The following is a 13970-nucleotide window of genomic DNA, read 5'->3' on the forward strand; positions in this document are numbered from 1 at the left end:
GGCGTAGGGTGGGGGCGATCCGTGCCCGCAGCCGCCTGAGGAGCCGCTCCGATGACCGTCCGTCTCGATGACCTCGCCGTGCCGGTGATCGGCGCCCCGATGGCGGGCGGGACCTCCACCCCCGAGCTGGTGGCCGCGGTGAACCGGGCCGGCGGGCTGGGGTTCCTCGCCGCGGGCTACAAGTCGGCCGCCGCGATGGCCGAGCAGATCGCCGAGGTGCGGAAGGCGAGCGACCGGCCGTACGGGGTGAACCTGTTCGTGCCGGCCCCGCCCGGGGACGCGGCGGCCGTCGCCGCCTACCGGGAGCGGCTGCGGCCCGAGGCCGAGCACTGGGGCGTCGCGCTGCCGGAGGAGATCGGGCCGGACCGGGACGACTGGGAGGCCAAGCTGGCCGCGCTGGTGGCCGACCCGGTACCGGTCGTCTCGTACACCTTCGGGCTGCCCACGGCCGAGGAGGCGGCGGCGCTGCGCGCGGTGGGCACGCTGCAGGTCGGCACCGTCACCGGCCCGGAGGAGGCGCGGGCCGCGCAGGCGGTCGGCATGGACGCCCTGTGCGTCCAGGGCCCGGAGGCCGGCGGACACCGCGCCACCCACCGGGTGACGGACCGGCCCGGGGAACTGCCGCTGCTGGAACTGCTGCCCGCCGTACGGGCGGTGACGCCGCTGCCGCTGATCGCCGCGGGCGGGCTGGGCGACGGCCCGGCGGTCGCGGCGGCGCTGCGGGCCGGTGCGGCGGCGGTGCAGCTGGGGACGGCGCTGCTGCGCTCCGACGAGTCCGGCGCCTCGGCGGCCCACCGGGCCGCGCTCACCGAGCTCCCGGAGACCGTGGTCACCCGCGCCTTCACCGGCCGCCCCGCCCGCGGCCTGCGCAACGCCTTCATCGACCGCCACGGCCCGTACGCCCCGCCCGCCTACCCCGAGGTGCACCACCTCACGGCCCCCCTGCGCACCGCCGCCACCCGCCGCGCCGACACCGCCGCCATGCACCTCTGGGCCGGCACCGCCCACCGCCTGGCCGCCACCGGCCCGGCGGAGCAGCTCGTGGCGGACCTCTGGCGGAGCGCGCGGGGGGCCCGGCTCAGCTGAGCAGGGTGGACATCCAGGACTCGATGGCCGGGACGGTGCGGGGGAGGGCGCCGGACATCAGGTGGGCGCCGTCCTCGGTGATGACGAGGTCGTCCTCGATGCGGATGCCGAGGCCGCGGAGTTCGAGGGGGAGGGTTTCGTCGTCGGGCTGGAGGTAGAGGCCGGGTTCGACGGTGAGGACCATGCCGGCTTCCAGGGTGCCGTCGACGTAGTGGTCGGCGCGGGCCTTGGCGCAGTCGTGGTAGTCGAGGCCGAGCATGTGGCCGCTGCCGCAGAGGGTGTAGCGGCGGTACAGGCCGTTGTCGTCGGCGAGGGCCTGCTCGGCGGGGACGCGCAGGACCCCCCAGTCGGCGAGGCCTTCGGCGATGACCCGCATGGCGGCGCGGTGGAAGTCGCGGAAGCGGGCGCCCGGGCGCAGGGCGGCGATGCCGGCGCTCTGGGCGGCGAGGACGAGTTCGTAGGCCTGGCGCTGGACCGGGGTGAAGGTGCCGCTGAGCGGGAGGGTGCGGGTGATGTCGGCGGCGTAGAGGGTGTCGGTCTCGACGCCGGCGTCGAGCAGCAGCAGGGCGTCCGGGTCGAGGGCGCCGTCGTTGCGGATCCAGTGCAGGACGCAGGCGTGGGCGCCGGAGGCGGCGATGGTGGTGTAGCTGGGGCCGTTGCCCTCGGCGCGGGCGCGCAGGTCGAAGACGCCCTCGATCCAGCGTTCGCCGCGGTGGTGGCGCAGGGCGGCGGGGAGGGCGCGGACGACGTCCTCGAAGCCGCTGACGGTGTGGTCGACGGCGAGTTGCAGCTGCTGGACCTCCCAGGTGTCCTTGACCAGGCGCAACTCGGAGAGCACGGCGGCGAGTTCGTCGTCCTGGGGGAAGGAGCCGCGCCCGGTGGCCCGGTCGACGAGGGCGTCGGTGCCGGCCAGCACCCGGGTGGGGGGCTGCGGTCCGGCGAGCAACGTGTCGAGGTCGTCGAGGTGTTCGGTGCGCAGTCCGGTGAGCCGGGCGGTCTCGTCGAGGTCGGGGCGGCGGCCGACCCAGAACTCGCCGTAGCGCCGGTCGCGGTAGAACTCGCCGCCGCTGCGCGGGGATCGGGGCCGTACGTGGAGGACGGGTTCGTGGCCCTCGGGGCCGGCCGGTTCGAGGACGAGGACGTGGTCGGCCTGGTCCTCGCCGGTGAGGCCGGTGAGCCAGGCGTAGGCGCTGTGCGGGCGGAAGCGGTGGTCGAGGTCGTTGCAGCGGACCTTGAGGCGTCCGGCGGGGACGATCAGCCGTTCGCCGGGGAAGGCGGCGGAGAGCCGGGCCCGGCGGCGGGCGAACTCGGGGTAGCCGGGGACGCGTTGGTCGGCGGGGAGCGGGGTGGCGGCCCAGGCGGTGCCCATGAAGGCGTCGAGGGCGGGGGAGACCGGGAGGTCGTGGCTGCCGGTGGCGAGCCGGGGCTGGGGTTGGGTCACCGGTGAACTCCTAGGCGGGGGTGGGGAGCTGGGGCTGGTGGGACACAGCTGGGTAACGGCGGGCGCCACCTCTTGTGCAGTGCAATTTCACATTACTATGTTACGGGTCACACAGCGGCGCGGCCAGAGCCGGCCCCGCTGACCGATGCAGGCCCCCCCACAGCGGAGTTGCCACATGACCAGGCGCAGCCATGCCCTCCTCGCCGCCGCCCTCGCGGCGACCCTCACCCTCGGCCTCGGGGCCTGCAAGAACGACAAGAGCGACACCGGCGACGACGCGGCCCCCAGCAGCACCAAGGGCCCGGGCGCGGAGAGCGGTTCGGTCATCGGCGGCACCCCGGCCAAGGGCGGCACCCTCACCGTCCTGACCAACCAGGACTTCGCCCACCTCGACCCGGCCCGCAACTGGACCGTCCCGCACATGGACTTCGGCACCCGGCTGCTCTACCGCACCCTGACCACCTTCAAGGCCGAGCCGGGGGCCGCCGGCAGCGAGATCGTCCCGGACCTCGCCACCGACCTGGGCAAGTCCGCGGACGGCGGCAAGACCTGGACCTTCACCCTCAAGGAAGGCCTCACGTACGAGGACGGCAGCCCGATCAGGTCCGCCGACATCAAGTACAACGTCGAGCGCTCCTTCTCCCCGGACCTCACCGGCGGACCGGACTACGCGATCCAGTACCTGGCCGGCGGCGAGAACTACAAGGGCCCGCTCACCGGCGAGCACCTGGCGAGCATCGAGACCCCGGACGAGCGGACGATCGTCTTCCACCTCAAGCGCCCGGTCGCCGAGTTCTCGGACACCGTCACCCTGCCGACCTTCGCCCCGGTGCCGCAGTCCCAGGAGAAGGGCACCCAGTACGACTCCCGGCCGTTCTCCTCCGGCCCGTACAAGATCGAGACCTACGACCGGGGCAAGCAGCTGGTGCTGGTCCGCAACACCCACTGGGACCAGGCCACCGACACCGTCCGCAAGGCCTACCCGGACCGGATCGTGGTCACCGAGGGCATCAAGGGCGGCCAGGCGGACGACCGGATCATCGCCAGCGAGGGCGCCGACGCCAACGCCCTCAACATGCCCTGGATGCAGCACGAGTCGGTCGCCAAGGTGCTGCCCAAGGCGGACGTCAAGTCCCGGATGGCGGCCGAGCGGACCGGCTGCACGGACATGCTGTACCTGAACACCGCCAAGGCGCCCTTCGACGACCCGAAGGTGCGCGAGGCGATGATGTGGGCCGTCGACCGGGAGGCCCAGGTGACCGCGTTCGGCGGCCCGGCGATGGCCGACGTGGCGACCTCCTTCCTGCCGCCCTCGCTCACCGGCGGGGCCACGGCCGACCCGTTGAAGATCCCGGCGGCCGGTGACCCGGAGAAGGCCAAGGCCCTGCTCAAGGCGGCCGGGAAGACCGACCTCAAGGTCGGGCTGACCGTCTCGCAGAACGACAAGACCCGGGCCGAGGCGATCCAGCAGTCGCTGGCCAGGGCCGGCGTCCAGGTCACCGTCAACACCGTGGACCCGTCCGCCTTCACCGACACCCTCGGCGACACGAAGAACGCTCCCGAGCTGACCATCAACGGCTGGTGCCCGGACTACCCCTCCGCCGCGACCTTCCTGCCGTTCCTGTTCGACGGACGCACCATCAAGGACAAGGGCAACCAGGGCAACTACAGCCAGTTCCGGGACCAGGCCACGATGGACCGGATGGACGCGATCGCGGCCATGCCGGACGTCAACGAGGCCAACAAGGCCTGGCAGCAGCTGGACGAGGACCTGCTGCGCAAGGCCCCGGCCGTCCCGCTGATGTGGCAGCGCCGCCCGCTCATGGTCGGCACCAACGTGGCCGGGGCGTTCGGCAGTTCGGGCTACGCCGGGATGATCGACCTGGCCGTGGTCGGTCTCAAGGACCCGGCCAAGGGCAAGTGAGCGGCGCGATGAGCACCACCACCGAAGCCCCCTCGGCGCCGGCGGGCGCGCCGGCGGGCCCCGCCGTGGCGGCCGGGCGCGGGCCGTGGCGGCTCGTCCTGGACCAGCTGTGGGCCCGCGGTTCGGCCCGGTTCGGCCTGGTCACGGTCGGCGTGCTGGTCCTGGCGGCCGCCCTGGCCGGCCCGCTGAGCGCGCTCGGCGGCTGGTCCCCCGAGGAGTTCGACAAACGTGCCGTGGACGCCTACCTGGGCGGCATGCCCAGGGGTGACTTCGGCGGCATCAGCACCCGGCACTGGCTGGGCGTGGAGCCGATCACCGGGCGCGACCTGTTCGCCCGGGTGCTGCACGGCGGCCAGGTGTCGCTGCTGATCGCGTTCACCGCGACCGCGGTGGTCGTGGTCACCGGCACCCTGGCCGGCGTCTCGGCGGGCTACTTCGGCGGCCGGACCGACGCCGTGCTGTCCCGGCTGATGGACCTCACGATGTCCTTCCCCTCGCTGATCTTCATGATCGCGATGATGTCGGTGGCCAAGGACGTCAACCGGATCCTGCTGATCACCCTGGTGATCGGCCTGTTCACCTGGCCCGGCATCGCCCGGGTGGTGCGCGGCCAGACCCTCTCGCTCAAGCACCGCGAGTACGTCGAGGCCGCCCGGGTCGGCGGCGCCCGCTCCTGGCGGATCCTCACCCGGGAGATCCTGCCGAACGTCTCCGGCCCGGTCATCGCGTACACCACGCTGCTGATCCCCGGCATGATCGCCACCGAGGCCGCGCTCAGCTACCTCGGCGTGGGCGTCCGCCCGCCCACCCCCTCCTGGGGGCAGATGATCGCCGAGAGCATCGCCCACTACGAGACCGACCCCACCTACTTCCTCATCCCGACCGCCTTCCTGTTCCTCGCCGTGCTCGCCTTCACCCTGCTCGGGGACGCGCTGCGCGACATCCTCGACCCCCGGGGAGCCCGCTCGTGAACCGCCACCCCGACCCCCGCGGAGGCCGGTCGTGATCCTCTACCTCGGCCGCCGCCTGCTCGGCGTGGCCGGCATCCTGCTCGCCATCTGCGCCATCACCTTCACCATCTTCTACCTGCTGCCCAACGACCCGGCCGCGGCCGCCTGCGGCAAGACCTGCAGCCCCGAACGGCTCGCCGACGTCAAGGCGGCGATGGGCCTGGACAAACCGGTCTGGGAGCAGTTCGCCACCTACCTGACCGGCATCTTCGCCGGCCGCGACTACGGCACCGGCCCGAGTGCCGTGCACTGCGGCTTCCCCTGCCTCGGCTACTCCTACGAGTACGGGCTGCCGGTCCGGGACCTGCTCGCCGACCGCCTGCCGGTCTCCGTCTCGCTCGCCCTCGGCGCGGCCGTGCTCTGGCTGCTGCTCGGCCTCGGCGCGGGCGTCACCTCGGCGCTGCGCAAGGGCGGCTTCACCGACCGGGCCCTGATGGTGCTCTCGGTCGGGGCGGCCTCGCTGCCGGTCTACTTCACCTCGATCATGCTGATCTGGGGCGTGGTCCGCACGGCCGGGCTGCTGCCCTACCCCTCGTACCACGCGTTCACCGACGGCCCGCTCGACTGGGCCACCAACCTGCTGCTGCCCTGGACCGCCCTGGCCCTGCTGTACGCGGCCATGTACGCCCGGCAGAGCCGCACCTCGATGATCGAGGCGATGGCCGAGCCGTACATCCGCACCGCCCGGGCGAAGGGGATGCCGACGCGCACGGTGACCGTCAAGCACGGGCTGCGCTCCGCGACGACACCGATCCTGACCATCTTCGGGATGGACCTCGGCGGGCTGCTGGCCGGGGCCGTCATCACCGAGTCGATCTTCGGTCTGCCCGGCGTCGGCCGGCTGTTCTACGACGGCCTGGCCCGCTCCGATCAGCCCGTGATCCTCGGCGTCACCCTGCTCGCGGCCTTCTTCATCGTCGTCGCGAACCTGCTGGTCGACCTGCTCTACGCGTACGTCGACCCGAGAGTGAGGTACTGATGGCCAGCCTGTTGGAGGTCGAGGACCTCAAGGTCGCCTTCGACACCCCGCGCGGCACCGTCCGGGCCGTGGACGGCATCTCCTTCACCGTCGAGGCCGGGCGCACCCTCGGCCTGGTCGGCGAGTCCGGCAGCGGCAAGTCCGTCACCTCGCTGGCCCTGATGGGCCTGCACCGCGGCGCCGCCGTCTCCGGCTCGATCCGGCTCGACGGACGGGAGTTGACCGGTCTGGGGGAGCGGGAGCTGGGCGCCGTCCGGGGCCGGCGGATCGCCATGGTCTTCCAGGACCCGCTGTCCAGCCTGCACCCCTTCTACACCGTCGGCGAGCAGATCGCCGAGCACTACCGGGTGCACTTCCGGGCGGGCCGCAAGGCCGGCCGGGCCCGGGCCGTCGAGATGCTCGCCGAGGTCGGCATTCCGGAACCGGCCCGCCGGGTCGACGAGTACCCGCACCAGTTCTCCGGCGGCATGCGCCAACGCGTCATGATCGCCATGGCACTCGCCTGCGAACCGGACCTGCTGATCGCCGACGAGCCCACCACCGCGCTGGACGTCACCGTCCAGGCGCAGATCCTCGACCTGATCGCCCGGATCCAACAGGACCGCGGGCTCGGCGTCGTGATGATCACCCACGACCTGGGCGTGGTCGCCCGGGTCGCCCACGAAGTGCTGGTCATGTACGGCGGCCGGGCGGCCGAACAGGCCCCGGCGGAACGGCTGTTCGCCGCACCCGCACACCCGTACACCCGCGGGCTGCTGGACTCGCTGCCGCGCCTGGACGACTCCGACGACGCCCCGCTGCGGGCCATCCCCGGCAGCCCGCCCTCGCTGCTCACCCCCGCCCCCGGCTGCTCCTTCGCCCCGCGCTGCGCCCGCACCACCGCGGCGACCGCGGAGGAGCACGCCCGCTGCCTGGCCGAGCGCCCGCCGCTCGACCCGTCCGGCCCGCCCGGGGCCGGCCACCGGGCCGCCTGCCATCTGCCACTGGTGCCGGAAGGGGCCCTCTGATGGCCGAACCGCTGTTGTCCGTGCGGGACTTGGTGAAGACCTTCGCCGGACGGCGCAGCCGCACCGGCCGGGCCGGTGCGCCGGTCCGGGCCGTGGACGGGGTGAGCTTCGACCTCGCCGCGGGCGAGACCCTGGGCCTGGTCGGCGAGTCCGGCTGCGGCAAGTCCACCACCGGCCGGATGATCGTCCGGCTGCTCGACCCCACCTCGGGCACCGTCACCTTCGACGGCACCGAGATCGGCGGGCTGTCCCAGGCCCGGCTGCGGCCGCACCGGCGGCACCTGCAGATGGTCTTCCAGGACCCGTACTCCTCGCTCAACCCCCGGCAGACGGTGGCCCGGATCATCTCCGAGCCGCTGCTGGTCCAGGGCGCGGGTGCCGCGGCGGCGCGCGGCCGGGCGGCCGAGCTGATGGAGCTGGTCGGGCTGATCCCCGAGCACCTCGACCGCTACCCGCACGAGTTCTCCGGCGGCCAGGCGCAGCGGATCGGCATCGCCCGCTCGCTGGCCACCTCGCCGAAGCTGGTGGTCGCGGACGAGCCGGTCTCCGCGCTGGACGTCTCCGTCCAGGCCCAAGTGGTCAACCTGATGGAGCAGTTGCAGCGGGAGCTGGGCCTGGCGTACGTGTTCATCGCGCACGACCTCTCGGTGGTCAAGCGGGTCTGCGACCGGGTCGCGGTGATGTACCTGGGCCGGATCGTGGAGATCGGCGACAAGGCCGAGGTGTACGGCCGTCCGGCGCACCCGTACACCCGGGCGCTGCTGTCCGCCGTCCCGCTGCCGGACCCGGCGGCGGAGCGGGCCCGGGAACGGATCGTGCTGCTCGGCGACCCGCCGAGCCCGGCCGACCCGCCCACCGGGTGCGGCTTCCACCCGCGCTGCCCCAAGGCGCAGGCGCGCTGCCGGACGGAACGGCCGCTGCTGGAGGTGGTGGGGGTCGGCGGGCGCCAGGCGGCCTGCCACTTCCCGGAGCAGCCGTAACCGGAAAAGCCCCCGGTCGGGCGTGGCGGGGAACCTCACGAGGGCCGCGTCCGACCGGGTACCAACCCGCCACTGCTCCCCCCGCTGGTCCCCCTACTGTTCCCCCTGCTGTTCCTCGGAGGGCAGCAGCAGCCGGGGCCCGGGCCCCTCGGTGGCGAGCTCGTCACCGGGGTTGAGCACCCGGCAGCGGCGCAGCGAGACGCAGCCGCAGCCGATGCAGCCGGTCAGTTCGTCCTCCAGCCGCTCCAACTCGGTTCGGCGGGCGCGCAGTTGCTCGGCCCAGCGGAGGGAGATCCGCTCCCAGTCGTGCTTGCCCGGCATCCGGTCCTCGGGCAGCCCGGTGAACACCTCGGCGACCTCGGCGAGCGGGATGCCGAGCCGCTTGGCGACCAGGATCAGCGAGATCCGGCGCAGGACGTGCCGCCGGTAGCGGCGCTGGTTGCCGGCCGAGCGCTCGGAGGAGATCAGCCCCTGCTCCTCGTAGAAGCGCACGGCGGAGGTGGCGATCCCGGCCCGGCGGGCCACCTCGCCCACGCTGAGCAGGTCGACGGGTGCCGTCCCGGTCATGGTCACCGCTCCTTGACTCGTCGCTGCCGCTCGACTTCAAGCTCTCTTGAAGTCCCAGCTTATCGGACGTGACCGAACACTCCGTTCCCGGGGCGCCACGATCGTTGTCGGACAGCGGAGTTACCCTGCGCAGTCGCCGCCGGCCGGTGCCTTCGGAGGACGGCGCGAACCCTTCTGCGGGGTCAGCGTACGGTGTACTCCACGGTCACGCTGACGACCACCAGTACCGCGTAGACCACCGCCAGGGTGGTCCGCCCGCCGGCGTGCAGCGCGAGCGCCCCGGTGAGCAGGGCCAGCAGCTTGAGCACGATCTCCACGCCGAGCGGCTGGCGGAACCTCGGCCCGCCCGCGGCCAGGAACAGCCCCCAGAACGCGGCCGCCAGGGCCGGTGCGCCGAGGCCCAGCAGCAGCCGGGTGCCCAGGCCGGAGCCGGTCCTGAACCCCCAGTAGCAGAGCGATGCCAGCAGGGCGAGCTCCAGCCCGAAGGCGAGCCCCGCGTTGGCCATGGTCAGCGGGGTCCACTGCCGCTGCCCGACCGGTCCCGGTCTTTCGATCCTCATCCTGTGCTCTCCCCGTTCCGTCGCGGTCTCCGCGGTCAGGCGGAGTTTCCCAGTCGGTCCGGCGGGAACTCAATGGATCGCCCCGAAGACGTGTACGGAACAGGGGCCGGGCCGTAGCCTGACGCATGCAATGTCACACATCACCAGAGGGAGTACCGCCGTGGTCGACGACCTGAGCACCGCCGAGCCCCCGGTCCCGCTGCCCGCCGCCGAGGGCCTGTTCAGCGTCTCGCCGCAGGCCGCGCACCTCAACCACGGCTCCTTCGGGGCCGTGCCGGTCCCGGTGCAGCGGGTGCAGCAGGAGCTGCGGGCCGAGCACGAGCTGGACCCGGACGGCTTCTTCGCCGACCTGCCGGCCCGGATCGCCGGTGCCCGGGCGCGGATCGCCGCCGACCTGGCCACCGACCCGGAGCGGCTGGCCCTGGTCGCCAACGTCACCGAGGCGGCCGCGATCGCCCTGGACAGCATCCCGTTCGCCCCCGGTGACCGGATCCTGGTCACCGACCACGGCTACGGCGCCGTCACCCAGGCCGTCGCCCGCAGGGCCGCCGAGACCGGGGCCGAGCTGGTGGTCGCCGAGGTGCCGCTGGACGCCCCGGACGAGGCCGCCGTCCGGGCCGCGGTGCTCGCCGCCGTGGACGACCGCACCACCGTCGCCGTCCTGGACCGGATCACCTCGCTGACCGCCCGTGCGGTGGCCTCCCCGGCCCTGGTCGCCGAACTGCGCGGACGCGGGGTGACCACCGTGGTGGACGGCGCCCACGCCCCCGGGATGCTGCCCGGGCCGGTCGACCCGAACGCCGACTTCTGGTTCGGCAACCTGCACAAGTGGGCCTTCGCGCCGCGCGCCACCGGGGTGCTGTCCGTCCGCCCGGAGTGGACCGCCCGGGTGCGCCCGCTCGCGCTGTCCTGGGAGCACCACCGCGGCTTCCCGGCCAACGTCGAGTGGCGCGGCACCTGCGACTACACCCCGTGGCTGGCCGCCCCGGCCGGCTTCGAGCTGCTGCGCGAACTGGGCGTCGGGGCGGTCGCCGCCCACAACGCCGCGCTCGCCGCGTACGGCCAGCGGGTGCTGGTCGAGCGGGCGGGTCTGCGGGCGCTGCCCGCGACGCCCGGGGTGTGGATGCGCGCCGTACGGCTGCCGGCGGGGTGCGGCGACACCGAGGCGCAGTACCAGGCGCTGCTGGGCGAGCTGTGGCGGCGGCACCGGATCCGGGTCGCCGTCCGGCCCGGTCCCGACGGCGCGGTGCTGCGGGTCAGCGCCCAGCTGTACAACCGGGCGGCGGACTACGAGCGGCTCGCGGACGCGCTGGTGGAACTGTTCAAGGAGTAGGCACGCGGCCGACCGGCCCCTGTTCAAGGAGTGGGCGCGGGGCCGGCCGGGCCCTGGTCGCCCGCCGCCCGCAGTTCCGCGAGCAGCAGGTCGCGGTCGGCGAGCAGCCCGGTGAGGATCCGCCGGGCTGCTCGCAGCAGGTCGGCGACGTCGCCGCCGGCCAGCGCGTAGACCACGGTGCTGCCGTCCCGGGTGGCGGTGACGATGCCGGACCGGCGCAGCACCGCGAGCTGCTGGGACAGGCTGGAGGGCTCCACCTCCAGTTCGGCGAGCAGTCCGCGGACGGGTGTCGGTCCGGCCTGCAGCAGCTCCAGCACCCGGATCCGGACGGGATGGCCGAGCATCCGGAAGAACTCGGCCTTGGCCTGGTACAGCTCCCCCGGCCGTCGGCCGGGAGGTACTCCGATCGTCACGAGGCCCCCCTTCCCTGGTGTCGGCGGGCTCAGATCTCCAGCGAGAGCTCGATCTGCTTGAGCCGGTGGCGGGCCATCGCCAGGTTGGAACGGTTGCGGTGGAGCACCAGGAAGAGGAACAGCCCGCGCCCGCTGGGCGTCGTGATCGGCCGGACCATGTGGTACTGGTGCGTCAGCGTGATCAGGATGTCCTCGATCTCGTTGTCGAGCAGGTTGAGCGCCTCCATCGCCCGCATCTTGGCGCGGACCACGTCGGTGTTGCCGGCCGCGGCGACGTTGAGGTCCAGTTCGCCGCCGTCCCCGAGGGTGCCGAGGGCCATGCCGCTGCCGTAGTCGACCAGGGCGACGCCGATCGCGCCGTCGATCGACATGGAGTCCTTGAGGGACGTCTCCAGGTTCGCCATCGTGGCGGTCCTCCCGTGAGTCGGTGGCCGGGGACGGCGCGGTGATCGCGTCGCTCGCGGCCCTGGCTCACGAAGGTAGGGAGCGAATCCCGGACTCCACCGCGAATGACCGGAGTCGCTCGGATCTTGCCGGACTCTGATCACTTGAAGACATTTGCAACTATGGATCTGAGAGAGGAGTGATCTCCCGGCTCTGAAAACGGTGCCTCGGAAAACGGTGCTATCGATGTCACTCCTCCCGGGTAACCTCTCGCTGAGATGCGAGATCACACCAACCACACCCGGACGGCGATGAACACCCCCGATCCAGAGCCCCAGGAAGACCAGGAGCTCAGCCCCGCCGAGGCGTACGCGGCCAGCCGTCGCCGGGCGAAGGAGCAGGCCACCGCCCTGTACGGCTTCCAGCAGCTGTACGACTTCCCGCTGGACGACTTCCAGCTGGAGGCCTGCGAGACCCTGGAGGCCGGCTCCGGCGTCCTGGTCGCCGCCCCCACCGGCTCCGGGAAGACCATCGTCGGCGAGTTCGCCGTGCACCTGGCCCTCCAGGGCGGCCGCAAGTGCTTCTACACCACGCCGATCAAGGCGCTCTCCAACCAGAAGTACGGGGACCTGGTCAAGCGCTACGGCGCCGCCAAGGTCGGCCTGCTCACCGGTGACAACTCCGTCAACGGCGACGCCCCCGTGGTGGTCATGACCACCGAGGTGCTCCGCAACATGCTCTACGCGGGCTCCAGCACCCTCGACGGCCTCGGCTACGTCGTGATGGACGAGGTGCACTACCTCGCCGACCGCCTCCGCGGCGCCGTCTGGGAGGAGGTCATCATCCACCTCCCCGAGTCGGTCACCCTCGTCTCGCTCTCCGCGACCGTCTCCAACGCCGAGGAGTTCGGCGACTGGCTGGACACCGTCCGCGGCGGCACCAAGGTGATCGTCTCCGAGACCCGCCCCGTCCCGCTGTGGCAGCACGTGATGGCCGGCAACCGGATGTACGACCTGTTCGCCGACCCCGACCGGGACGGCCGCCCCAAGCACAGCCTCAAGAACCCCGGCAAGGCCGTCAACCCCGAGCTGGTCCGGCTCGCCCGCTCCGAGCTCGACCGCAACCCGCGTGACCGGTTCGGCCGCGGCCGGGGCCGCTCCATGCCCAACGGCCGCCCCGGCAAGGTCTGGACGCCGGGCCGGGTCGACGTCATCGACCGGCTCGACGCCGAGGGCCTGCTGCCCGCGATCACCTTCATCTTCAGCCGGGCCGGCTGCGAGGCCGCCGTCCAGCAGTGCCTCAGCTCCGGCCTGCGGCTCAACAAGGAATCCGACCGCGCCGTGGTCCGGGCCATCGTCGAGGAGCGCTGCGCCGACATCCCCGACGAGGACCTGCACGTCCTCGGCTACTTCGAGTGGCTGGACGGACTGGAGCGCGGCATCGCCGCCCACCACGCCGGGATGCTGCCCCGGTTCAAGGAAGTGGTCGAGGAGCTCTTCGTGAAGGGCCTGGTCAAGGCCGTCTTCGCGACCGAGACCCTGGCGCTCGGCATCAACATGCCCGCCCGCTCGGTGGTCATGGAGAAGCTGGTCAAGTGGAACGGCGAGACTCACGCCGACATCACCCCCGGCGAGTACACCCAGCTCACCGGCCGGGCCGGGCGGCGCGGCATCGACGTCGAGGGCCACGCCGTGGTGCTCTGGCAGCGCGGCCTCGACCCGGAGGCGCTGGCCGGCCTGGCCGGCACCCGCACCTACCCGCTCAAGTCCTCGTTCCGGCCCTCCTACAACATGGCCGTCAACCTGGTCTCCCAGTTCGGCCGGCACCGCTCCCGCGAACTGCTGGAGACCTCCTTCGCCCAGTTCCAGGCGGACCGCTCGGTCGTCGGCATCGCCCGCCAGGTGCAGCGCAACGAGGAGGGGCTGGACGGCTACCGCGAGTCGATGACCTGCCACCTCGGCGACTTCGACGCGTACATGGAGCTGCGCCGCCGGCTCAAGGACCGCGAGAACGAGCTGGCCCGCGAGGGCAGCAGCCAGCGCCGCGCCGCCGCCGTCGAGTCCATCGAGCAGCTCAAGCCGGGCGACGTCATCCACGTCCCCACCGGCAAGTTCGCCGGCCTCGCCCTGGTCCTCGACCCGGGCCTGCCGCCGGTCAGCCGCTCCGGCCGGGGCGGCCCGCGCCACCCCGACTTCCAGGACGGCCCGCGCCCGGTGGTGCTCACCGCGGAGCGGCAGGTCAAGCGGCTCGCGATGATCGACTTCCCGCACCCGGTGGTCGCCGTCG

At 72.9% G+C, this 13970-nt stretch carries 13 protein-coding genes; 8 read left to right on the forward strand and 5 right to left on the reverse strand.

Going from position 1 to position 13970, the window contains the following annotated elements; translation table 11 throughout:
• Nucleotides 1-51 precede the first annotated feature (51 nt).
• A complete protein-coding gene (locus ACFXPX_RS26590) occupies nucleotides 52-1086 on the forward strand; it encodes a nitronate monooxygenase (protein ID WP_380591431.1) in 1035 nt (344 codons plus the stop codon).
• On the opposite strand, the gene ACFXPX_RS26595 is transcribed toward ACFXPX_RS26590, so the two are convergent.
• Nucleotides 1079-2527: an aminopeptidase P family protein gene (locus ACFXPX_RS26595; RefSeq protein WP_380524714.1), complete on the reverse strand. Its 1449-nt coding sequence runs from the start codon at nucleotides 2525-2527 to the stop codon at nucleotides 1079-1081. The genes ACFXPX_RS26590 and ACFXPX_RS26595 overlap by 8 nt on opposite strands.
• Before the next feature lie 175 nt (nucleotides 2528-2702).
• Between ACFXPX_RS26595 and ACFXPX_RS26600 the strand changes: the two genes are divergently transcribed.
• From ACFXPX_RS26600 to ACFXPX_RS26620, 5 genes are read left to right on the forward strand one after another with little or no spacing between them, the layout of a single operon-like run.
• Nucleotides 2703-4451: an ABC transporter substrate-binding protein gene (locus tag ACFXPX_RS26600; RefSeq protein ID WP_380524715.1), complete on the forward strand. Its 1749-nt coding sequence runs from the start codon at nucleotides 2703-2705 to the stop codon at nucleotides 4449-4451.
• A gap of 8 nt (nucleotides 4452-4459) precedes the next feature.
• On the forward strand, nucleotides 4460-5422 hold the full coding sequence (locus ACFXPX_RS26605) for an ABC transporter permease (protein WP_375890842.1): 963 nt from the start codon (nucleotides 4460-4462) through the stop codon (nucleotides 5420-5422).
• Nucleotides 5423-5453: 31 nt separating this feature from the next.
• On the forward strand, nucleotides 5454-6440 hold the full coding sequence (locus tag ACFXPX_RS26610; RefSeq protein WP_380643635.1) for an ABC transporter permease: 987 nt from the start codon (nucleotides 5454-5456) through the stop codon (nucleotides 6438-6440).
• Nucleotides 6440-7447 carry an ABC transporter ATP-binding protein gene (locus ACFXPX_RS26615; protein WP_380643638.1) on the forward strand — a complete coding sequence of 336 codons (1008 nt, stop codon included), beginning with the start codon at nucleotides 6440-6442 and terminating at the stop codon, nucleotides 7445-7447. Before ACFXPX_RS26610 ends, ACFXPX_RS26615 begins: the two co-directional genes overlap by 1 nt.
• Nucleotides 7447-8427 carry an ABC transporter ATP-binding protein gene (locus ACFXPX_RS26620; RefSeq protein ID WP_380643640.1) on the forward strand — a complete coding sequence of 327 codons (981 nt, stop codon included), beginning with the start codon at nucleotides 7447-7449 and terminating at the stop codon, nucleotides 8425-8427. The genes ACFXPX_RS26615 and ACFXPX_RS26620 overlap by 1 nt, the downstream gene beginning before the upstream one ends.
• A 93-nt stretch (nucleotides 8428-8520) precedes the next feature.
• Here ACFXPX_RS26620 and soxR read toward each other — a convergent pair whose 3' ends face one another.
• Nucleotides 8521-8994: a redox-sensitive transcriptional activator SoxR gene (gene soxR / locus ACFXPX_RS26625; RefSeq protein ID WP_375890850.1), complete on the reverse strand. Its 474-nt coding sequence runs from the start codon at nucleotides 8992-8994 to the stop codon at nucleotides 8521-8523.
• 182 nt (nucleotides 8995-9176) lie between these two features.
• Entirely contained in the window at nucleotides 9177-9554 is a 378-nt protein-coding gene (locus ACFXPX_RS26630; RefSeq protein WP_375890851.1) for a DUF2568 domain-containing protein, read from the reverse strand.
• Between the two features lie 160 nt (nucleotides 9555-9714).
• Between ACFXPX_RS26630 and ACFXPX_RS26635 the strand changes: the two genes are divergently transcribed.
• Nucleotides 9715-10887 carry an aminotransferase class V-fold PLP-dependent enzyme gene (locus ACFXPX_RS26635; protein ID WP_380643642.1) on the forward strand — a complete coding sequence of 391 codons (1173 nt, stop codon included), beginning with the start codon at nucleotides 9715-9717 and terminating at the stop codon, nucleotides 10885-10887.
• Between the two features lie 23 nt (nucleotides 10888-10910).
• On the opposite strand, the gene ACFXPX_RS26640 is transcribed toward ACFXPX_RS26635, so the two are convergent.
• Nucleotides 10911-11300, reverse strand: coding sequence for an ArsR/SmtB family transcription factor (locus ACFXPX_RS26640; RefSeq protein WP_375890855.1), 390 nt, complete (start codon nucleotides 11298-11300; stop codon nucleotides 10911-10913).
• A 29-nt stretch (nucleotides 11301-11329) separates the two neighbouring features.
• Nucleotides 11330-11704 (reverse strand): hypothetical protein, encoded by a 375-nt coding sequence (locus tag ACFXPX_RS26645; protein WP_375890856.1) that lies wholly within the window; start codon nucleotides 11702-11704, stop codon nucleotides 11330-11332.
• Nucleotides 11705-11995: 291 nt separating this feature from the next.
• On the opposite strand from ACFXPX_RS26645, the gene ACFXPX_RS26650 reads away from it, so the two are divergent.
• The coding region (locus ACFXPX_RS26650; protein ID WP_380643647.1) for a DEAD/DEAH box helicase at nucleotides 11996-13970 on the forward strand (1975 nt) is incomplete at its 3' end.

Source organism: Kitasatospora sp. NPDC059146 (assembly GCF_042786665.1).
Lineage (GTDB): Bacteria > Actinomycetota > Actinomycetes > Streptomycetales > Streptomycetaceae > Kitasatospora.

Coding starts and splice junctions, on each gene's coding strand:
- ACFXPX_RS26590 (WP_380591431.1), top strand. CDS start 52: ATGACCGTCCGTCTCGATGACCTCGCCGTGCCGGTGATCGGCGCCCCG.
- ACFXPX_RS26600 (WP_380524715.1), top strand. CDS start 2,703: ATGACCAGGCGCAGCCATGCCCTCCTCGCCGCCGCCCTCGCGGCGACC.
- ACFXPX_RS26605 (WP_375890842.1), top strand. CDS start 4,460: ATGAGCACCACCACCGAAGCCCCCTCGGCGCCGGCGGGCGCGCCGGCG.
- ACFXPX_RS26615 (WP_380643638.1), top strand. CDS start 6,440: ATGGCCAGCCTGTTGGAGGTCGAGGACCTCAAGGTCGCCTTCGACACC.
- ACFXPX_RS26620 (WP_380643640.1), top strand. CDS start 7,447: ATGGCCGAACCGCTGTTGTCCGTGCGGGACTTGGTGAAGACCTTCGCC.
- soxR (WP_375890850.1), bottom strand. CDS start 8,994: ATGACCGGGACGGCACCCGTCGACCTGCTCAGCGTGGGCGAGGTGGCC.
- ACFXPX_RS26630 (WP_375890851.1), bottom strand. CDS start 9,554: ATGAGGATCGAAAGACCGGGACCGGTCGGGCAGCGGCAGTGGACCCCG.
- ACFXPX_RS26645 (WP_375890856.1), bottom strand. CDS start 11,704: ATGGCGAACCTGGAGACGTCCCTCAAGGACTCCATGTCGATCGACGGC.